The sequence below is a fragment of the Natrinema hispanicum genome (assembly GCF_900111485.1).
Taxonomy (GTDB): Archaea; Halobacteriota; Halobacteria; order Halobacteriales; family Natrialbaceae; genus Natrinema; species Natrinema hispanicum_A.
Map to the genome: position 1 here is coordinate 85,554 of NZ_FOIC01000011.1, position 19,379 is coordinate 104,932.

The 19,379-nt window shown below is 64.1% G+C and carries 25 protein-coding genes; 9 read left to right on the top strand and 16 right to left on the bottom strand.

What is annotated here, in order from left to right; translation table 11 throughout:
* Positions 1–64: 64 nt before the first annotated feature.
* Positions 65–1,456 carry a signal recognition particle protein Srp54 gene (locus BSG09_RS11790; protein WP_092933334.1) on the bottom strand — a complete coding sequence of 464 codons (1,392 nt, stop codon included), beginning with the start codon at positions 1,454–1,456 and terminating at the stop codon, positions 65–67.
* 127 nt (positions 1,457–1,583) lie between these two features.
* Between BSG09_RS11790 and BSG09_RS11795 the strand changes: the two genes are divergently transcribed.
* Complete coding sequence (locus tag BSG09_RS11795; protein WP_092933336.1) at positions 1,584–1,805, top strand: type II toxin-antitoxin system HicB family antitoxin; 222 nt, start codon at positions 1,584–1,586, stop codon at positions 1,803–1,805.
* A 54-nt stretch (positions 1,806–1,859) separates the two neighbouring features.
* Here BSG09_RS11795 and BSG09_RS11800 read toward each other — a convergent pair whose 3' ends face one another.
* Positions 1,860–2,660 (bottom strand): sulfurtransferase, encoded by an 801-nt coding sequence (locus tag BSG09_RS11800; protein WP_092933338.1) that lies wholly within the window; start codon positions 2,658–2,660, stop codon positions 1,860–1,862.
* Positions 2,661–2,940: 280 nt separating this feature from the next.
* Here BSG09_RS11800 and BSG09_RS11805 point away from each other — a divergent pair, with 280 nt between their 5' ends.
* Together BSG09_RS11805 and BSG09_RS11810 are read left to right on the top strand one after the other, a co-directional pair.
* Positions 2,941–3,798 (top strand): sulfurtransferase, encoded by an 858-nt coding sequence (locus BSG09_RS11805; RefSeq protein WP_092933340.1) that lies wholly within the window; start codon positions 2,941–2,943, stop codon positions 3,796–3,798.
* A 195-nt stretch (positions 3,799–3,993) separates the two neighbouring features.
* On the top strand, positions 3,994–4,629 hold the full coding sequence (locus BSG09_RS11810; protein WP_092933342.1) for a rubrerythrin family protein: 636 nt from the start codon (positions 3,994–3,996) through the stop codon (positions 4,627–4,629).
* Between the two features lie 79 nt (positions 4,630–4,708).
* On the opposite strand, the gene BSG09_RS11815 is transcribed toward BSG09_RS11810, so the two are convergent.
* The 3 genes from BSG09_RS11815 to thiE form a co-directional block, all read right to left on the bottom strand.
* A complete protein-coding gene (locus tag BSG09_RS11815) occupies positions 4,709–4,981 on the bottom strand; it encodes a DUF7553 family protein (RefSeq protein WP_092933344.1) in 273 nt (90 codons plus the stop codon).
* A gap of 92 nt (positions 4,982–5,073) precedes the next feature.
* The gene (gene thiM / locus BSG09_RS11820; RefSeq protein WP_092933346.1) at positions 5,074–5,904 is read right to left on the bottom strand and encodes a hydroxyethylthiazole kinase; all 831 of its coding nucleotides are present in this window, start codon (positions 5,902–5,904) and stop codon (positions 5,074–5,076) included.
* A complete protein-coding gene (gene thiE / locus BSG09_RS11825) occupies positions 5,901–6,566 on the bottom strand; it encodes a thiamine phosphate synthase (protein ID WP_092933348.1) in 666 nt (221 codons plus the stop codon). Before thiE ends, thiM begins: the two co-directional genes overlap by 4 nt.
* A 125-nt stretch (positions 6,567–6,691) precedes the next feature.
* Between thiE and BSG09_RS11830 the strand changes: the two genes are divergently transcribed.
* Positions 6,692–7,378, top strand: a complete 687-nt coding sequence (locus BSG09_RS11830) for a haloacid dehalogenase type II (RefSeq protein ID WP_092933350.1) — start codon at positions 6,692–6,694, stop codon at positions 7,376–7,378.
* Positions 7,379–7,663: 285 nt separating this feature from the next.
* On the opposite strand, the gene BSG09_RS11835 is transcribed toward BSG09_RS11830, so the two are convergent.
* Entirely contained in the window at positions 7,664–8,191 is a 528-nt protein-coding gene (locus BSG09_RS11835; RefSeq protein WP_092933352.1) for a hypothetical protein, read from the bottom strand.
* A gap of 276 nt (positions 8,192–8,467) precedes the next feature.
* On the opposite strand from BSG09_RS11835, the gene BSG09_RS11840 reads away from it, so the two are divergent.
* On the top strand, positions 8,468–9,427 hold the full coding sequence (locus BSG09_RS11840; protein ID WP_092933354.1) for an AEC family transporter: 960 nt from the start codon (positions 8,468–8,470) through the stop codon (positions 9,425–9,427).
* Between the two features lie 14 nt (positions 9,428–9,441).
* Here BSG09_RS11840 and BSG09_RS11845 read toward each other — a convergent pair whose 3' ends face one another.
* The 4 genes from BSG09_RS11845 to rpl18a all read right to left on the bottom strand — a co-directional run bounded on the left by BSG09_RS11845 (position 9,442) and on the right by rpl18a (position 12,382).
* Positions 9,442–10,068: a hypothetical protein gene (locus BSG09_RS11845; RefSeq protein WP_092933356.1), complete on the bottom strand. Its 627-nt coding sequence runs from the start codon at positions 10,066–10,068 to the stop codon at positions 9,442–9,444.
* 80 nt (positions 10,069–10,148) lie between these two features.
* Positions 10,149–11,735: a signal recognition particle-docking protein FtsY gene (ftsY, locus tag BSG09_RS11850; protein ID WP_092933358.1), complete on the bottom strand. Its 1,587-nt coding sequence runs from the start codon at positions 11,733–11,735 to the stop codon at positions 10,149–10,151.
* 24 nt (positions 11,736–11,759) lie between these two features.
* On the bottom strand, positions 11,760–12,209 hold the full coding sequence (pfdA, locus tag BSG09_RS11855; protein ID WP_092933360.1) for a prefoldin subunit alpha: 450 nt from the start codon (positions 12,207–12,209) through the stop codon (positions 11,760–11,762).
* The gene (gene rpl18a / locus BSG09_RS11860; protein ID WP_092933362.1) at positions 12,206–12,382 is read right to left on the bottom strand and encodes a 50S ribosomal protein L18Ae; all 177 of its coding nucleotides are present in this window, start codon (positions 12,380–12,382) and stop codon (positions 12,206–12,208) included. Before rpl18a ends, pfdA begins: the two co-directional genes overlap by 4 nt.
* Positions 12,383–12,532: 150 nt before the next feature.
* On the opposite strand from rpl18a, the gene BSG09_RS11865 reads away from it, so the two are divergent.
* Positions 12,533–12,844, top strand: a complete 312-nt coding sequence (locus BSG09_RS11865; RefSeq protein ID WP_092933364.1) for an ASCH domain-containing protein — start codon at positions 12,533–12,535, stop codon at positions 12,842–12,844.
* A 52-nt stretch (positions 12,845–12,896) separates the two neighbouring features.
* Here the strand turns inward: BSG09_RS11865 and BSG09_RS11870 are convergent, their stop codons facing one another.
* The 5 genes from BSG09_RS11870 to thpR form a co-directional block, all read right to left on the bottom strand.
* Positions 12,897–13,562 (bottom strand): translation initiation factor IF-6, encoded by a 666-nt coding sequence (locus tag BSG09_RS11870; RefSeq protein ID WP_092933366.1) that lies wholly within the window; start codon positions 13,560–13,562, stop codon positions 12,897–12,899.
* Positions 13,563–13,564: 2 nt separating this feature from the next.
* On the bottom strand, positions 13,565–13,843 hold the full coding sequence (locus BSG09_RS11875) for a 50S ribosomal protein L31e (RefSeq protein ID WP_092933368.1): 279 nt from the start codon (positions 13,841–13,843) through the stop codon (positions 13,565–13,567).
* 2 nt (positions 13,844–13,845) lie between these two features.
* The gene (locus BSG09_RS11880) at positions 13,846–13,998 is read right to left on the bottom strand and encodes a 50S ribosomal protein L39e (protein WP_008013763.1); all 153 of its coding nucleotides are present in this window, start codon (positions 13,996–13,998) and stop codon (positions 13,846–13,848) included.
* Positions 13,999–14,146: 148 nt separating this feature from the next.
* Positions 14,147–15,118, bottom strand: a complete 972-nt coding sequence (locus BSG09_RS11885; protein ID WP_092933370.1) for a hypothetical protein — start codon at positions 15,116–15,118, stop codon at positions 14,147–14,149.
* 133 nt (positions 15,119–15,251) lie between these two features.
* Positions 15,252–15,809, bottom strand: a complete 558-nt coding sequence (gene thpR / locus BSG09_RS11890) for an RNA 2',3'-cyclic phosphodiesterase (RefSeq protein WP_092933372.1) — start codon at positions 15,807–15,809, stop codon at positions 15,252–15,254.
* A gap of 97 nt (positions 15,810–15,906) precedes the next feature.
* Between thpR and BSG09_RS11895 the strand changes: the two genes are divergently transcribed.
* Genes BSG09_RS11895 through BSG09_RS11905 form a run of 3 tightly spaced genes read left to right on the top strand, consistent with a single transcriptional unit; the run spans position 15,907 to position 18,892 of the window.
* Positions 15,907–17,610: a hydroxysqualene dehydroxylase gene (locus BSG09_RS11895; protein WP_092933374.1), complete on the top strand. Its 1,704-nt coding sequence runs from the start codon at positions 15,907–15,909 to the stop codon at positions 17,608–17,610.
* 43 nt (positions 17,611–17,653) lie between these two features.
* On the top strand, positions 17,654–18,598 hold the full coding sequence (locus BSG09_RS11900; protein ID WP_092933376.1) for a tetratricopeptide repeat protein: 945 nt from the start codon (positions 17,654–17,656) through the stop codon (positions 18,596–18,598).
* 3 nt (positions 18,599–18,601) lie between these two features.
* Complete coding sequence (locus BSG09_RS11905; protein ID WP_092933377.1) at positions 18,602–18,892, top strand: DUF424 domain-containing protein; 291 nt, start codon at positions 18,602–18,604, stop codon at positions 18,890–18,892.
* 57 nt (positions 18,893–18,949) lie between these two features.
* Here the strand turns inward: BSG09_RS11905 and BSG09_RS20200 are convergent, their stop codons facing one another.
* Positions 18,950–19,054: an ABC transporter permease subunit gene (locus BSG09_RS20200; protein ID WP_394328123.1), complete on the bottom strand. Its 105-nt coding sequence runs from the start codon at positions 19,052–19,054 to the stop codon at positions 18,950–18,952.
* Between the last annotated feature and the right edge of the window lie 325 nt (positions 19,055–19,379).

The following is a 19,379-nucleotide window of genomic DNA, read 5'->3' on the forward strand; positions in this document are numbered from 1 at the left end:
CCGGACTCGAGCCGTATCGGTATTGATCTCGAGTTGGCTATTCGATGGCGAAAAAAGAGACGGCTTAGAACGGCCCCATACCGCCCATTCCGCCACCGCCACCGCCGCCTTGCTGTTGCATCTGTTGCATCATGCGCTGCATCTCCTTGTCGGAGCCCATGCCCTGGAACTGCTTGATCGTCTTCTCCATCATCTTGTACTGCTGGAGTAGTTCCCGGACCTGCTCCTCGCTGGTGCCCGACCCGCGGGCGATGCGTTCAATCTGGCTCGCGCCGATGGCCTTGGGATACTCCTTTTCGGCCTCGGTCATCGAGTCCATGATGACGCTGAACGTACGCATCCGCTGTTGCGTGACGTCCATCGCGTCGTCGGGCAGCTGATCTTTGATCCCGCCGCCGAAGCCGGGGATCATGTCCATCACCTGATCGAGCGGCCCCATGTTGTTCATCGCCTCCATCTGCTTTTGCATATCGTTCAGGGTGAACTGGCCCTGCAACATGTCTTCGGGGTCCCAGTCGTCTTCCTCGATCTCGGTCTGCTCCATCGCGCGCTCGACGCGCTCGGCGAGCTGGCTGAGATCGCCCATCCCGAGCAGCCGCGAGATGAAGCCGTCGGGCTCGAAGCGCTCGATGTCCTGGACCTCCTCACCAGTCCCGAGGAAGGCGATCGAGGAGTCGGTCTGATCGACCGCCGTCAGCGCACCGCCACCTTTCGCCGTCCCGTCGAGTTTCGTGATGACGACGCCGTCGATGCCGATCGACTCGTCGAACTGCTGGGCCTGATCCTTCGCACCCTGCCCGATTGCAGCGTCCAAGACGAGCAAGGAGGTGTCCGGTTGAACGACACCCTCGATGTCTTCGATCTCGTCGATCAGGTCATCCTCGAGCGCGTGGCGACCCGCCGTGTCCACGATATGGACGTCGGCCTCGCTGGTCGCCTCGAGCCCGTTGCGGGCGATCTCGACGGGATCATCGTTGTCCGGGTTGCCGTAGAAGTCGACCTCCGCGCGGGCACACATCTCTTTGGCCTGCTGGTAGGCACCGGGCCGGAAGGTGTCCGTCTGGATGACGGCCGGGCGCAGTCCCTTCGTCGAGAACCACCAGGCCATCTTCGCGGAGGACGTCGTTTTACCGGACCCCTGCAGCCCCGCCAGCAGGATCGTCTGTTCCTCGAGGGGCAGTTCGGTCGACTCGCCGATGAGGTCGACCAGCTCCTCGTAGACGATACGGAGGACGAAATCCCGCGCCGGGGTGCCGGCAGGGGGTTCTTCCTCAAGGGCGCGTTCTTTGATGTTGTCCGACAGCTCCATCACGAGCGAGACGTCGACGTCGGCGGAGAGCAGCGATCGCTGGATCTCCTTGACGATCTCCTCGATGTCTTCTTCGCTGAGTCGCGACTTCCCGCGGAGCTTGTCCAAGGTGCCCCGTAGAGAACTCCCGAGATCGTCGAGTACCATTTGCTCGGTCTACGGGGCGATGGCGTTAAAGGCTTTTTCTACAGCCGATCCGAACTGCTGGATCGGTCACCGAGACAAGTCGGACGGCGTCGGTGAGTATTTCACCCGACCGCGACAACGCCCGCATATGAGTTCCGACGCAGACGTCGACCCCTCCGAGTACGAAGCGCTCGCGGACGCGGACGTGACCATGCGCCAAAACGAGCACGGCCTCCACATCGCCGACGACGAGGTAACCGGCGTCTCGAGTCAGGGACAGACCCCCGAGGAAGCCATCGAAAACCTCGCGGCAGCGGTCGAGTCATATAAAGAAGCGACTGCTGACGATCCGGGCGACGACTGGCTCTAGATCCGGCTTGCAGTCTCGAGACGATCGTCGCGATCCATATGCGTCTGCGAACGCTTACGCGTCCGCAGGCCCGCTCTCGACCGCGCCGTCGTGCTCGCGCCATTCCGTGAGACTACCTTCGTAGAAGTGGATGTCTTCGTATCCGAGGGCGTTGAGGACCACGTAGGTGTGGCTGATCCGGCGGGCGGTGTTACAGTAGAGGACGATCTCGCGGTCGGGCGTGATCCCGCGGGCGGAAAGCAAGTCCTCGAGGGCGGCCTCGGGTTTCAGCCGCCGCGACTCCTCGTCGACGACCTCGCGCCAGTCGAATCGTACAGCACCCGGCAGACGCGCCTCCTCGAACTCGTCTTGCTCGCGCGTATCGACAAAGAGGGCGTCGCGCTCGAGAGCCGCTTCGACGGCGTCGTAGCCGACCAGCGGGCTCGCTTCGGGCTCGAGCGGCTCGGGCTCGTAGTCAGTCGGTTCGACATCGGGTGTCTCACTCGTGGTTTCGTACTCGCGGTTCCAAGCACTGAAGTCGCCGTCGAGCAGCCGGACGTCGTCGTGGCCGTACTCGATGGCGGTGAGCACGAAACGGGCGGCGAAGACGCCGTGGGTGTCGTCGTAGGCGACAATCGTATCATCCTCGCTGATGCCCGCGTCGCCGAGCAGATCGGCGAAGGCCTCGGCACCGGGTAACGTGCCCCGGTCGACATCACTGTCGTTGCGGTAGCTGTCGAATGGGATGTTCACTGCGCCGGGCAGGTGTCCGATGCCGTCGTATTCCCAGGCGTCTCTGACGTCGACGACGTGCACGGTCGGATCGTCCAAGTGCGCTGCGAGCCAGTCGGGGGACACGATGACGGAGTCGTCCATTAGCCGGCCATACGTGGCGCAGACCCGAGTACGCACCGGTATTACGACGAACAGTGGCTACCGAGACGGAGGCAAGACTTGCTTGTTCTCGAGGGCGGCCTCGGTCGCGGTCACGCACGGTGCGCTCGCGTGCGTCTTGACGCTGCCGAATACGGGCCCCGTCCGACCGATCCGCAGAATCGGTGTGGAAAGCATCGGCAAGTGTTTCCGACACGGTCGACCGGTGTCCGAATTGACCGGTTAGGCAGTTCCTTTGTGTATCACAGTTGTACGGCTGTGTATGGCAAACGACTACGCTACCGACGCACTCGTCACGGCTGACTGGGTCGAGGAGCACCTCGACGACGTCCAGGACGGCGATTCCGACCTCCGACTCGTCGAAGTCGACGTCGACACGGAAGCCTACGACGAAGTACACGCCCCCGGCGCGATCGGCTTCAACTGGGAAACCCAGCTGCAAGACCAGACCACCCGCGACATCCTCACGAAAGACGACTTCGAGGACCTGCTTGGCAGCCACGGCATCAGCGAGGACGACACGGTCGTCCTCTACGGCGACAACGCAAACTGGTTCGCCGCCTATGCCTACTGGCAGTTCAAGTACTACAGCCACGAGAACGTCTATCTGCTCGACGGTGGCCGTGAATACTGGCTCGAGAACGACTATCCGACCACCGACGAGGTACCTGACTTCGACGACGTCGACTACGACGCCGCCGGCCCGCGTGAGAACATCCGCGCCTATCGTGACGATGTCGAGAAAGCGATCGAGCGCGACGTGCCGCTCGTCGACGTGCGCTCGCCCGAGGAGTACTCCGGCGAAGTGCTGGCCCCGCCAGGACTGCAGGAAACCGCCCAGCGTGGCGGCCACATCCCCGGCGCGAAGAACATCTCGTGGGCCGCCGTCACCGACGACGATGGCACCTTCAAATCTCGCGACGAACTCGAGGAACTCTACGCCGAGGAAGGCATTACGGGCAACGAGACGACCGTCGCCTACTGCCGCATCGGCGAACGCTCGTCGGTCGCGTGGTTTGCCCTGCACGAGCTGCTCGGTTACGAAGACGCCGTCAATTACGACGGCTCCTGGACCGAGTGGGGCAACCTCGTCAGCGCACCGATCGAGAAAGGCAACTGAGACGGTCTGCTGTCGCTGTGGCCCGGCACACCCAATCCGTCATGCGAGTGCGCCGGTACTGATTGACAGGAATTCGTATGAGCCGCTGCTGCCATCCGTTTTCCGGCCCGCTGAGCGACCGCTCTCGCTATCACGCGAGGGAACATCACGCATGATCTCGACAGACATAACTCGAGCCCACCCGAAGCACTCGCCATGACTGATCCGGACACGTTCGTCGAGACCATCACCGAGGACAACCAGACCGCACTCTCGCGACTTGGCTCCTCGAAGTCACTGTACGCCGACACTGGGGGCGACATCGACACCGAGCCGGTTCTCGAGGCGACCGCCGACGCCGAGTACGCCGCCTGGCAGACGTTTAGCGCGTGGGCCGACGACGAGAGCAACGACGAGGTACAGGCAGCCTTCGAGACCACGGCCGAAGAAGAACGGGACCACTACGAGACCGTCGATGAGAAACTCGCTGCCGACGACTACGAACCACGGGCGACGCCACAGCTCCACGAGTACCTGCGCGAGCGCGACGATACTGTCGAGCGCGTCGGCGCGTTCGTCGGCCGCATCCTCGCGAGCCAGCGGTCGAAAAACCAGGTCGTCGGCTACTTCGTCGGCGACGCCGACCCACAGACCGCCAGCCTGTTCCGCGAGTTCGGGGCAGACTTAGACGACCAACTCGAGCGCGCGAAATCACTGCTCGAGACGGTCTGTGAGACCGACGACGACCGGGACCGGGCCGAGGACGCCGCGGCAGGTGCGATCGAGGCCGCCTACGACGAGTACGCCGAGTCACTCGAGGCGATGGGCGCGAACCCGAAGCCGGTCTGCTGACCCTCTCGGATGCCGACTTCCGGTTTCGAGCCGTCGTCTCGACCGTCGCAGTGGACGATCACGAACCGCCTCGAGCGCCCTACACGCCCTCGACCGTTTCCCGAAACGCGCCGATCGACGCGAGCGCGTCCTCGAGATTCGATGCGACGGCACCGCCCTCGTCGTCCGCGATGTCGTTCAGAATATGTTCGTGGCGTGCGAGTTGACCGTGGTCCGGACCACGGTCGGCATGAGCGTAGTCGTCGAACGTCGCTGCCTGATTCTGGAGTCGGTCCTGCGCCTCGTCGTCGGACGCGGCGTCGGCTGCCTGTCGGATCGATTCGGCCGCGTGCTCGAGTTCGTCTCGACTCATACGGGTTGCTTCGCCGGAGAGTAGCAAAACGGTTTCAACACCTGTCAGCTCGAGGAAACGGCACCTGCGGAGATGAGGCTAGTCGCTCGCACTCAAAGGACCTGCTCGAGTTGGTCCTCGAGGTCGAACTCGGCGACGCTTGCGACCGTCATATCGGCGACAGCGTCGCGGAAGTTCGTCCGGTAGCTGCCCGGCCCCGTATGGTCCATCTCACCTGCCCGCTCGCCAGCGAGACCGAATGCGAGCGTGCCGTGGACGGCGGCTTCGTGGGGATTCTCGAGGGCGGCACAGAAGGTCGCGACGGTTGCACCGAGCATGCAGCCGGTGCCGACGACCTCGCCGAGCATCTCGTGGCCGGCAGTGAGTCGGACCGCGCCGTCGGCGTCCGCGACGACGTCATCGACGCCGGAGGCAACGACGAGCGCGTCGGTCGATTCGGCGAGCGAACTGGCCGTCCGCTCGATGTCCTCGTAGTCGCCGACGGATTCGACGCCCTTGACCTCGGCTTCGACGCCCGTGAGCGCGGCGATCTCGCCGTAATTGCCCTTGATGGCGGTAAACTCGATCTCCGAGAGCAGACTCTCGGCGACCGCCTCGCGCGAGGGTGTCGACCCGACGCCGACCGGGTCGAGGATGACCGGGATGCCACGCTCGTTGGCGTTCCGGCCGGCTTCGTGCATCGCCTCGACGCGGTCATCCGGTATCTGGCCGGTATTGATCAAGAGGGCACTCGAGAGATCGGCCATTTCGCCAGCGTCACCGGGCGAATCGGCCATCACCGGCAGCCCACCCCAGTGGAGGATCACGTTCGCGACGTCGTTGATCGTCACCGTGTTGGTCAACGACTGAACGAGCGGTTCGGTCCCGCGAACCGTCCGGATCGAGTCCGTGAGGGCAGCGGCGGCGACATCGGTTACACTCATCGTCCGTGTTCTCCGGTAGCAACCGACTTTGTAGTTTCGATGACATCAGTAAGCGCCTCGGTCGCGATACGGGGCTGTGAGGCCGCCGTGATCTCGCTGACGACGGCAACGCCGGACGCACCCGCCTCGACGACGTCCCCCGCATTGTCGGCCGTGATCCCGCCGATGCCGACGATCGGGATCGAGACCGCATCGGCGATCGCGGCGATCCGCTCCGGGCCGACGCCGTCTTTCGCGTCGTCGACGTCCTTCGAGGAAGTGCCGTAGACGGCTCCGACGCCGAGGTAGTCCGCCCCGTCGGCTTCAGCTTCTCGAGCGGCGGCAACTGTCGACGCCGAACAGCCGACGATCGCGTCCGGTCCGAGCAGGTCACGAGCGACTGCGACCGGCAGGTCCAACTGGCCGACGTGGACGCCGTCGGCGTCGATCGCCTGTGCGATGTCGATCCGGTCGTTGACGATCAAATCGACGCCCGCCGCGGCCGTGAGCTCGCGTAGTTCGTGACCGAGTTCGTACCGCGAGTGGGCGCTCATCTCCTTTTCGCGCAACTGGACGGCGTCGATCCCGCCGTCGATGGCCGCACGAACGATCTCCGGCGTCGTCCGATCGCCTGACAGCGACGCCTGCGTCACGAGGTAGGTCCGCCAATTCGAGGGATTCACGGACGATACCAGTCGGTGGTCGTACTAAGCGGCTTCGGTCGATCCGGTGATCAAACTCTCGGTCGACTGGTTTGACGGCGAAACGAACGACCCACGTTCTTGGCACTCCTCACCATACTGCCGCCATGGCATTTGATCCCGACCGTATCACGACGGTCACGTTCGACTCCTACAGCACGCTCGTCGACGTCGATGCAACCGCAGCCGCGCTCACGGAACACACCGACATCGACGACCCAACACCGATCTCGCAGACGTGGCGGGAGCGCTCGATGCAGTATACGCTCGTCGCGACCCACCTCGAGGACTACGAGACGTTCTACGAGATCAACCGGGACGCGCTCACCTACGCGCTTGCGGCCCACGGGCTCGACGTGTCCCCCGCCGACCGCGAGGCAATCCTCGAAGTGTACCACGAACTCGAGGTCTTCGACGACGTGCGAACGAGCATCGAGCGGTTGCACGAAGCCGGCTACGACACGTACGTCCTCTCGAACGGCAATCCCGAGATGCTCGAATCGATGGTCGACCACGCCGGCATCGAGGATCTCGTCGTCGAGACGATCAGCGCCGACGAACTCGAGACGTTCAAACCCGATCCCGATCTCTACCGCCACGCTGCCGGCCGGACGGGGACGCCGATCGACGAACTCGCCCACGTCTCGGCGCTGTGGTTCGACGTACAGGGGGCGATCCACGCCGGGATGCAAGGCGTCTGGCTCGACCGAAAGGCGACGCCATGGGACCCCTTCGGCGCAGAACCCGATCTGATCGCCGACGGACTCGATGACCTGGCGGATCGGCTATCGTAGCCACTGATAGTCACTGTCCCCTGACCACACGAGGAAAGCGCGGTTTAGAACGACCTCGCCGAGAAGCAATGCTCTGCGGTCGAAGCTGTCCGAGAAGGATCCGTTCTCCCGTCGTATCTTCACCTTATGACCAGAGGCACTTAAAGAACGACGGCAGGTCACACGCAGTGAGGGGTCTATCCGACAACACAATATCGTTGCTACTGGCTTTCGCATCTCGAGGAGGGCGCGCTGGGTCCGTCGCGTCACCGCGAGAACTGCCACGAGGTGCGAAAGTCGCAGTTGTTAGCCGGTCATGTTTCCGTCGGTCTCGTTTCCAGTTTCGTTTCCGGTTTCGTTTCCGGTTTCATTCCCGCCACCACCGCCGCCACCGCCGTCTTCAACCCACCCGATATCGCCGATCATCGTCGTCGGATGGACTTGACAGATGTACGTCGTCATCTCCCTGCTGGCCTCGAACTCGAGCCACTGGTCTTGGGGTTCAGTGACGACCTCAGTCGCGAGGTCGTCGATGACCTCGTCGCTTTCATCACGGATTTCGATATTGTGCTCGGCACCGTCACCAGTCGTCCAGCCGATCTCGTACGTTTCTCCTTCCTGGAGGATCAGCGTCGGGTTCACCTCGCCCTCGATCGCCGAGGGTGCGATCCCTTCCCACCCGGACGTCTGCCCATCAAATTCGATCGCCGTACCGGGCTCGATCTCTATGCCACCACCGCCACCGCCGTTACCGCCATTTCCGCCATTCCCACCACCACCACCGCAACCGGCGACAAGCGCTGTCGACGCCGCGACACCTGTCAGCTGAAGCATCCGCCGCCGGGAGATGTGCTCATCTTGTGCCATCGTACGACGCTCAACGCCAGTACAAATAGCCCAATTCCCGTCCAATGCATGGTGGTCAAATCGGATTTGATAGAGTCGCACTGTCAGAAGAAAGCACGGGACGGTGCACCCAGACGAAAACGCGATCGGAACCCCCATATCGGCCGCAACCAGTATATCGCTCCGTTATGCAAGGTGCGATCGTCTCACGGCCGCTGAGTCCCCTCAATCGAACGTTACGATGTGACCGCCGGACCCCGATCGATGGCTGATCTGCTCGGTATCTTCGGCTCTGCAATCGGGCCGATCATCGCCATTGCGGGTGTCGGCTACGTACTCGCAACCGTCAAGGAGATCGATCCGGAGCCGCTGAACACGGCTGTCGTCTACGTACTGGCACCCGCGCTGGTCTTTCACAGCCTCGCCACTACGCAACTCGAGGCGGCGACGCTCCTGCGGGTCACGATCGGCATCGTCGCGTTCACCGCGGTGATGTGGGGGATCGCCGAACTCGTCGGACGCGCCGTCGGCGAGGAAGAGCCGGCGCTGAGCGCGCTGGTGCTGGTCGCGATCTTCTGTAACTCGGGGAACCTCGGGATTCCCGTCTCCGATTTCGCGTTCGGCGACCTCGGGCGCGGGACGGCCGTCCTCTTTCTCTCGGTCCAGTCGGTGTTGATGTACACCGTCGGCGTCTACCTCGCCTCCCGAAGTAGCGGGTCGGCCGGGCTTGCGGGCGTCCGTCGAGTGTTCTACATTCCGCTGGTCTATGCCGTCGGCGCGGCGCTGCTCGCGCGGGCACTGAATCTGGTCCCGCCCGAGGAGACGGCAGCGATGGAGACGCTCCAACTCGTCGGCGACGCCGCGATCCCGCTCATGTTGCTTATCCTCGGAATTCAACTCGCACGCACCGACACCGCCGCGGCGGTCTCGCGGGCTTGGCCCGCAACGGCGCTCAAGATGGGCGTCGCACCCATCGTCGGCCTTGGAATCGCGCTTGTGCTTGGCTTTGAGCAACCGACCGTCGCGCGCGTGTTCGTCCTCGAGACCGCGATGCCCGCCGCTGTGACGCCGCTGATTCTCGTCATCGAGTTCGCCGGCAGCGCCCGCACCGAGGGGGTACTCGTCTCCGAATACGTCTCGACGTGTGTCTTTCTCACGACCCTGCTTTCGATCCCGGCGCTGACACTCCTCATTGCAATCTTGCAATCCGGCGTCGTTATCTGACCGAGTCGGCGTTTTCAGCCGAAACAGGCGACGAGTTCGCCGTGTGTTCGCGGATCGGGTTCGAACGACAGTTCACCAGCGACACCGTGGTATCGTGCCCGGAGAACGACGTGCTCGTCGACGTAGTAGACGGTGTGGATGTCCCATTGGTCGCGTGGGCCGGTGGCTGACTGCTGGGTCCCCAGCCGGAGATCGTAGCGGATCGCCACCATGATCGCTGGGTTCGACGATGAGCCGAGCGTCCGCGTTCGATAGCCCGTCCGTCGGAGTTCGAACGTTCGTGTTGTCGCGCCATACCGGGCGAGAAATCCGTTCTGCCGATACGACCGCTCGAACTCGGTGACGTATGCGACTGTCTCGTCTCTCAGTGACGAGTCGGCCGATCGGTCGCGAACTGCGGCGGGGCTGAGCGCCGACGGCGGTGCCGGATACGGGTTGGGCGCGAGTGCATCGTCGTCGGCCGGTGCAGGAGGTTCGGGACGCACAACCGCGTTGCACTCATACCAGTCGGGGGAAACGGTGCCGGACTCGAGTGACGGTGTCTCCGTGGCGTTCGATCCGCGCTCGAAACCGCCCGCTGTAACCGCCACCGTGGCCGTCACTGATGCGAGGAGGGTACGCCGGGAGGGAGGGCGGCTCATACATGGACGTTTCTGACAGATAATAAGTGTCTTCTGAAATGGTCGACAATTGATATGATCGGCGATCGCCGGGCGGTGGCCTACTCCTCGTCTTCGCCCAGGAGCCGGTCGACCATCTGTTCGGGGTCGAACCGTTCGAGGTCGTCGTAGCCCTGCCCGACGCCGAGGAACAGAATCGGCTTCCCGGTGACGTGTGCGATCGAAATCGCTGCCCCGCCGTTGGAGTCGGCGTCCGCTTTCGTCAGGATTGCCCCGTCGATTTCGGCGGCGTCGTTGAACTCGCGGGCGCGGTTGACCGCGTCCTGTCCGGCGACGGCCTCGTCGACGAACAGCGTCATGTCCGGGCCGACGACGCGGTCGATCTTCTCGAGTTGGTCCATCAGCCCCTCGTCGGTATGGAGTCGACCCGCCGTATCACCGAGGACGATATCGATATCGTTGGCCTCGGCGTACTCGACGGCGTCGTACAGCACCGCCGCGGGGTCGCCACCCTGTTCGTGGCTGATACACTTCGTGTCCAGCGCGTCGGCGTGTTCCTGAATCTGCTCGTTGGCCCCGGCACGGTAGGTGTCACCGTTGGCCATCACCGTCGAGTAGCCGCGTTCCTCGAAGTAGCGGCTCAGCTTCGCGATCGTCGTCGTCTTGCCGACGCCGTTGACGCCGGTGAAGACGATCGTCACGGGCTTGTCCTCGATAGCGATCCGCTCGTTGAAATCGAACTGCCCGACGCTGATCACGTCGTATATCGCATCGTGTAAGGCTTCCTCGACGACCTCGCCGGTCGAGGTCGTAAACGTCCGTGTCTCGCCGATCAACTCGTCACGGAGATTGTCGAGGATTTCCTCGGCGACGCCCATCTCCACGTCGCTCGAGAGCAACGCCAGCTCGAGTTCGTGCAAGGGCCCCTCGAGGTCTTCCGCTTCGATGACGAACTTCCCTTTGACGAGAGATTTGGCCTTCGCGCCGAAGCCGGTGCCGCCGTTAGCGTCGGTGTCGGCGTCAGCATCGGCGTCGGTATCGGTATCGCCGGTCGCCTCGTCTGTATCGCCCGTCGACTCCCGAGCATCGCTTGTCTCGGCCGGGTCCGCGGGCGATGGTGAAGGCTCGTCCTCGGTGGGCGTCTCCACGTCCGACTCCGCGTCGGTATCAGCGTCAACGTCTGTGTCGGCGTCCGCGTCCGCGTCGCCGCTAGAGCCGCCGAAGAGCGATCGCGCCTTAGCACCGATCCCGAGCCCGCCACCGCTGTCGTCGTCGCCCTCGTCCGCCGGTTCCTCGTCGGACGTCGCCGTCTCTGCGGGCTCGTCAGCAGCCGTCTCCGAAACCGAAGCGGCGTCGTCGGCCTCGAGACGGTCGGGAGCGGCATCGGTCGCCGACTCCTGCCCTGCAGACCCAGCCGCGTCCCCAGATGCGGACTCGGTCGTCTCTGGCTCTGGCTCCGGTTCCGGTTCCGTCTCGGCCGTGGCTGTCGCCGGTGCAGCTGGCTCATCGGCCCCCGGGTCGGGGGTAGTATCGGTGGCTTCCGCAGCGTCGGGTTCCGCCTCCGATTCGACGGTCTCGAGTTCTTCTTCCTCGAGGTCGGCCTCGTCGACGTCCTCGACGTTCTCTTCAGCGGCTTCTTCAGCGCTGTCGCGGAAGCTTCCGAGCTTCTCTTTCAGGTTATCGAACATAGGTATCGAGTGGGGACCGCCGCGTTACTCGTCGGGGCCCTGGCCCTGTCCCATCTGCTGCATCTGCTGTTGCATCGCCTGCTGTTGGAGCTGCTGGGCCTGCTGTTCGAGCTCGCTGCTCTCGGTCTCGAGTTCGGCGATCTCCTCGTTGAGCTCGTCGATCTGCTCGTCGAGGCGCTCTTTCTTGTTCTCGAGGGCGTCGACGGCGTCGGCTTCCTCGAACTCCGCGGCGTAGTCAGCGCCGAGTTCGACGATCACTTCGTCGATGTTCTCGATGGTCGTACGGAGGTACGCACCGCCGCCAAGCGGCATCTGGACGGTCGAGCCGGTCTCGAGCGTCTCGACGGCGTCGATGGCCTCGTCGACCTCGGTTTTTTCCTGCTGGATTGCCTCGACGTTCGTCTGGAGGCTTTCGATCTGTTCTTCGAGTTCCTGAAGCTGCTGGGAGAGCTGCTGAAGTTGCTGTTGGCTCATTGTTCGGATACCTCGTCGAGTTTGATTTCGGTTCGCTTGAGTCCGTGCTGGCTCCCGAGCTGGGAGAGCGTGTGTTCGCGGGCGACGTTCTCGTTTTCGGCCTCGATGCTCGTCTCGAACGGCGCGTAGCCGTCGCGGCTCTTGAACTGACCACTGACCGTAAATTGACTCATGGCTACCCCTCCGGCAGGCAGTCGGAAGAATCTTCCCTTCCGGTTCGGCCGTTCGGAGCCGACACGAAGAGATGCCGAACCGACGGCGACCGCGGAGCGCCCACCGATGGAGGGTCAACGATTTTACCGCGTCGGGCCGAATCCGCGGGCATGAGTGAACTCGATCCCAGCGAGTTGTTGCCCAGCGAGCGAATGCAGACGCAGGCCCTCGAGGGCGACGTGACACAGATTCACCGCGGGAACCAGTACGCCGACGAAGGTGATACGTTCACGATCGACGGGACGACCTTCGAAGTGACCGACATCCGCGAGCGCACGCTCGGCGATCTGACCGACGAAGACGCACAGGCCGAAGGGATGGACGACCTCGAGGCGTACAAGCACGTCCTCGATCGTGCCCACGAGAACTTCGAGTGGGACGACGACAGCGAGGTCGTGTTACACCGGTTCGAACGCCAGTAACAGAACGACGGCGGCCGAGACAGTACTCGAGTCCAGAACCGGTCGGTTCAGTTCAGTCGAGATAGCCCAGCGCGTCTTCGATCCGGCCCAGTTCGGGTCCGGTCGTGTCCTCGCCGACGACATAGCCGGTGTCGTTGGCGAGCAGGCCGGAGCCGACCAGCGGCGCGCCGTAGTTGACCGTGCCGACGTCGGCTCGCACGTCGAGGGCGTCCTCGAGCGCGTCGAGTTCCGCGTCGGTGGCCTTCGGATGACAAAGCACGCCGGTGTTGTTGGCGACGGCGGCGGTACCGACGGTGCGGACGCCGGCGAGATCGCCGCGTTCGACGGGCACGTCGAGCGTGTCCGTGACGATCTGGACCGCCTCGCGGGGCAGGTCCGGATGGACGTAGGCCCCATAGTCGTTCGCGAGGACGACGTTCCCGGCAGCGTTGATCGTCCCCGGCAGCTCGGCGACGGGCACGTCGACTGCCTCCTCGATCGTCTCGCGTTCGTACTCGAGGACGCGGGAACTGACGAGCAGGCCGTTTTCGTTACCCGTCGCTAGTGCGCCGACCGTCGAGGAGCCGCCGACGGTCGTCGGCACTGCTGACACCTCGAGTTCGTCTGTCAGGTCGGCGATGACGTCGTCGTCGATGTCGGGGCGAACGAGCACGCACGAGTCGGTCGCGCGGGCGAAGACGCCGACGTAGGCCGACCCGGCGAAGGCGAGGCGTTGCAAGTTTAGTCGGCGACCTCGGCTTCGACGACGGTTTCACCCTCTTCGTCGAAGCGGGCTGCGCGGACGCGCAGCTTTCGCGGCGGGTTGGAGCGGCCGTTCGCCCAGACTGCCTCGTTGATCGAGGGGTCCAGTCGAATGGCTTCCTCGTCGACCGCGAAGTGTTTCGCGAGGTGTTCACGGACCAGCCGCATCGCGTAGTCGGCGGCCGCGTGGTTGGCTCCCTTCTTGACGTCACGCAGTGGAACGGTTACGACGCGTTCCTCGAAATCACTTGCACTCATCGTTATTCGTCAGTGTCGTTTCGCCGCCAGTGGCGTCGCTTCGGGTTGCGCTGGACGTCCATGTCAGTCTTCATCATGACCCAGGCCGGCACCCGGCTGTTCTGGTTCTCGAGTTTGGCAAGCCGCTTCTTCTTGCCCTTCGATTTTTTACCCATAGTGGCCGGACGTAGCCCATGCTGGCTTAAAATCTTGTCCATCTCGCAGGGCACCCCGCCAGTCGCTCACGACGGCGATGAGCTACGAGTGATCACGGTCATCTCGGCGTCCTCGTCGACACGAGACGCCCGAACGCCATGCGGGGTATCAGGCCTCGAAGCGGCGCTCGAGGGTGCGGGTGATCGCCTCACAGGTGGCGTCGCTGAGGGCGGTCGTGTACGTCCAGGTGTCGATACCGTCGGTCCCGTCATGGCGAGAGAACTGATCGTGGTCGTAACAGCCGGTGCCATGAAAGCGAGTGCCGGAACCGATCCGGTCCCGACCGGCGTAGGCGGTAGCGATCGGCGAGATCTCGAGCGTGGTCGGGTCCGTCCGGATTGCCGTTCCGAGAGCGTGCTCACAGCGTGTCCCGACGACCTCCTCGGTGATCGGCTCTGAGAGGAAGGTGTGGATCGTCTCGTGGATCGCCATGTTCCGCGTCACGGCTCGCGAGTCCCAGCGTTCCGTCGCGCCGACGTTCACGACTGTCTGTGCGTCGCCGGTATCGCCTGCTCCGACCAGCGAGTTCGGCGACAGCGTGCCGCCGTAGCCGACCCGATAGTTCAGCGGTGACCAGTGTAACAGCACATGACAAGTGTTGCCGGCGAGCACATCGTGAGTGCGCAATCGCTCACGAAATCGGTCGAGGAGACGCTCGAGCGACGGGAGCACGGCGCCGGGGGACAGCGACCGCATGGACGGCGGAAACCGAATCGGACGCCCGCGCTCGATGGCGATCTCGAGGGACTCGAGCCGGGATTGCTCGCGGGCGTATGCAAGCACCTGATCGAACGCCGCCTCGATGGCCGCCAGCGCGTCACGGAACGGTGCCGGCCAGCTGCGACGCAATGCATCGAGCCCGTCTCCTAATCGCGCCTGGAGCGGCACGGAACCGGGGTGGACCCGAACGCGAACGGCTGCGTCGCCGCCGTGGCCGACGGCGGTCGTCTCCGACGCACCGACCGGCGAGACGAGGGCTGCGCCGCCGACGGCGGCGCAGATATCGCGGAGGGCTTCACGGCGTGAGACGTGCCACCAGCTGCGTTCGTTCGACGGGGACTCGTCGGAGCCGGGTGCCATCGTCGCACCGCAGATACATGACACCGGACCATTATTCCTCGTTCTGTATTTCGTGATTATATTCCGTATAGACGGGCTACAGTGAGCGTTCAGGGACCAGTCGGCGTTCGAACTTCTGGTCTGACGGCGGCAGCTACTCGAGGGGGAACGACGCGACCGTCGAGTAGACCGGCCCGTCCTCGGTGAGGGTGCTTTCGGTCAGGCGAACCTCGTCGACGCGCGTCTCGCCGATCGTCGGATCGCGCTCTTCGACGAGTTCCTGAACCAGTTCCTTCCCGCCGGCGTGTTCCATCCGCGCGAGCGTGACGTGGGGTGTAAAGTCGTGGTCTTCGGGGTCGAACCCCAGGTCGGTCGTCCGCGCTTCGATCGGTTCGTGGAGCGCGGTGAGTTGCTCGCCGCCCTGTTTGACACCGAGCCAGAGGACGCTGATGTACTCGAGGGTCGGGAAGACGCCTAGACCGCCGTAGCGGACGGTAAAGGGATCGACGCCGGCGTCGTCGACGGCTGCCTCGAGTGCCCGCTCGAGATCGGTGAGGCGATCCGCATCGACATCGCCGAGGAACTTCATCGTGATGTGGGCCTGCTCGGGATCGGTAAACGAGAGGCCACTGGCGTCTTCGAACTCGGCTTGCAAGTCGGCAACCGGCTGTGCGAAGTCGTCGGGAAGGTCGACGCTGACGAACAGTCGCATACTCGAGTCCTCGTGGGCAGCCTACTCAAGCGTGACGGGCAGGGGGCCGTGTAGTTAGGGACGCCCGTTATGTAGATCGGTACCACAGAAGAGTACAATGACAGACGTTGCCGTGATCGGCGGTGGAATCGGCGGCCTGACCGCGGCCCACGAACTCGCCGAACGCGGGTTCGACGTGACCGTCCTCGAGGCCAACGACCGCTTCGGCGGGAAGGCCCGATCGATGCCGATCAGCGACACACCGGACGCGCTGCAGGGCGAACACGGGTTTCGGTTCTTCCCGGCGTTCTACCGCCACGTCATCGACACGATGGAACGGATCCCCGACGGTGACGGCACTGTCGCGGACAACCTCGTCGAGACCGAGGCGACCCTGATCGCGACCACGACGGGCCCGGGCCGGATCGCCGAAACGCGCACGCCCGACTCGGTGCGAGGGTGGCTCGAGGCGTTTCGCCCGGCGTTCGCCGAGGACTTGCCCCGCGAGGACGTCCGCTTCTTGCTCGAGCGACTGCTGTACCTGCTGACCGCCTGCGAAGATCGCCGCGAGGGTGAACTCGACGACATCTCCTGGTGGGAGTTCATCGACGCCGAGAACCGTTCGCAGGCGTTTCGCGATCGGCTCGCCTACACCACCCAGGCGCTGGTCGCTCTCCGACCGCAGGTCGGGAGCGCCCGAACCATCGGCACCATCTATCTGCAACTGTTGTTCGGCCAGCTCGACCCGACGCGGCCGACCGAACGCATCCTGAACGCGCCGACGAACGAGGCCTGGATCGATCCTTGGGTCCGTCATCTCGAGTCGCTTGGCGTCGAATGCCGGCTGAACACGCCCGTCGAGCGACTCGAGTCCGATAGGACCCACGTCACCGGCGTCGTACTGGCTGACGGCGACACAGTCAGCGCCGACGAGTACGTCCTGGCCGTGCCGGTCGAGGTCGCCCCCAAGTTCGTCACGCCAGCGCTGCAACGGCTCGCGCCGGAACTGGGGCGCATCAAACGGCTGGACACGGCCTGGATGAGCGGCATCCAGTTTTACCTCTCCGAGCCCGTCGATCTGCCGCGTGGCCATCAGGTCTACGCCGACGCGCCGTGGGCGCTGACCTCGATCGCCCAGCGCGAGTTCTGGACCGGCTACGACCTCGACGAACACGGCCCCGACGACGTCGCGGGCGTCCTCTCGGTGATCGCCTCCGACTGGGATACGCCGGGAATCCTATACGAAAAGCCGGCGCGAGCGTGTACGCGCGAGGAGATCGCCGACGAGATCTGGGCGCAACTGAAAGCCCACCTCACTGCGTCCGAGGTGGGCCTGACCGACGACATACTCGTCGACTGGTTTCTCGATCCGGCAGTCGTCGAGACCGACGATGGGGCAGCGACGCAACGAACGGACAGTGACACCAGCATCGACCGCGTCGAGAACCGCTCGCCGCTGTTGATCAACACTGTCGGATCGCTGCGAAACCGGCCGCCGGCCGATGTCGGGGTCCGGAACCTCACGCTCGCGAGTGACTACGTTCGAACGAACTCGGATCTGGCCTCGATGGAGTCGGCGAACGAAGCCGGTCGCCGGGCAGCCAACGCGATCTGTGACCGACACGGAGCGCGCGGCCGAGCGCGGATCTGGGACCTCGAGGAACCCGCGGTGCTCGACCCGCCCAAACGACAGGACCGGGTTCGGTACCGCCTCGGATTGCCCCATCCAGCGGCGGTGACGCAGTCGCTTCGGGACGTCACTAGACGCCTCGGCGGCCGTGTGCAAGCGCCAGGGACGGTGCAGACGGAACGCCGTTGGTAGCCGGGTCGCAGCCCTTAACAGTCGTCGCTGCCACATACAACCAATGACTGACCGAGACGAGCGCGACCATCGCTTCTCCGAGGGAGAGGGCTTTGGCGATCCGTACGAGGAGTTCGATCTGGATCCGCCGGAGCTGGGCGTCGACCCGGCGAAGGTCGACCCGGTCGACTCCCGCGTCGTCACCGACACGTTAGACGAGCACAACATCGCCAAAGACGACGTCGACGCAAAGGAGCTGCTCGATGTCGGCCTGAACTACATGCAGATCAACCGCTACGAGCAGGCCACCGAAGCCTTCGAGCGGACTGCCCGCTTCGCCGACGACGACAAACTCGCACAGGAGGCCTGGGTGAACAAAGGCGTCGCCCACGGCGAACTCGAGGAGTGGGACGAGGCGATCGGGGCCCACCGCGAGGCGCTGCGGATCGACGACGCGAGCGAACACGCCGCGACCGCCGAAACGAATCTCGCCTATGCCCTCTGGGAGTTCGGCGAGACCTCCGAAGCACTCGAGCACGCCGAACGCGCCGTCGAGATCGACGAGCGATTCGCCGCCGGCTGGTTCAACCGTGCCTTTTTCCTCTCCGAGCGCGGGCTGGCCGAGGAGGCGCTCAACTGCATCGACAACGCGATCCGGCTCGGGCTGCGCAACGCCAAGGTGATCGAAGAAAAGGCCGAGATCCTCGAGGAACTCGGCGAGTACGATCAGGCCGAAGAACTCGCAGAGGAGGCAAACCAAATGCGCGAGCAGGCCGAACAGGAGATGATCGACGACCACGAGCAACAGTACGGGCAAGGACCGGGCGGCACCGGCGGTGGTGCCGGTCGCGGAGCCGCTGCTGGCACTGGACGCGGCGGTCGCGGTGCAGGCCGTCAGCCACCACAACGGCAAGGAGACATCGATCTCGACGACCTCGGACTCGGCGGGCTCGGCGGTGGCGACGCCGACGAGCGCGAGGACGATGACCGCGAGTGGGAACTCGAGTAACGAATGATCGTCAACGAACGACAGACCCAGGAAGGGCTCCTGGTCGCCGTCTGCGACGAGGAGGTCCTCGGCGAGACCTTCGAGGAAGGCGAGCTCTCGCTGACCGTCACCGAAGAGTTCTACGGCGGCGACGCGGTCGAGGAAGGCGCAGTCGTCGAGAGCCTCGCGCAGGCAGACGTCGCCAACATCGTCGGCACCCGGGCCGTCGAACTCGCCGTCGAGGAGGGCTTCGTCGACGAGGCGAACGTCCTCGAGGTCGGCTCGACGCTACACGCGCAGTTGTTGTGGATGTAGGTGCGATTGACGGAGGAAACGCCAGCGGAAGCTGTATTTGTGGGTGGCTCGAGAGGACTACAGGTCCGTTCGCTTGAACCGGAAGTAGCCGATCGCGACGGGGACGATAAGCCAACATAGCATGACGACGACGCCGAACCAGTCTTGCATAGCCTGTTGCACGTTCAAGATCAATTCGTCAGACATGGCAGCGTGAGACTGATCCAGTTCGAATCTGCCGACTGATAATCAATTCGGTGAGAGAAGTCTCAGAAACGCTCGCTGAATCAGGTGTTTGAGTCAGTTTTCGATCACGAATAGAGCCGCCTGAGAGCGATGCCTCTCAGGCGGCGCGTGCTTCGACTCCGGGCTGGGGCCGTCAGATGAGGCGACTGGGAGAACGTATCAGTCCTGGTTTTCCCTGTTGTTTTGCGGTGAGTGACGTCGCGACCAGAGCGACTGCCGAAAGCACGACGTGAGTTTCCACGTTGTTCTCCTTGCGTGCGCG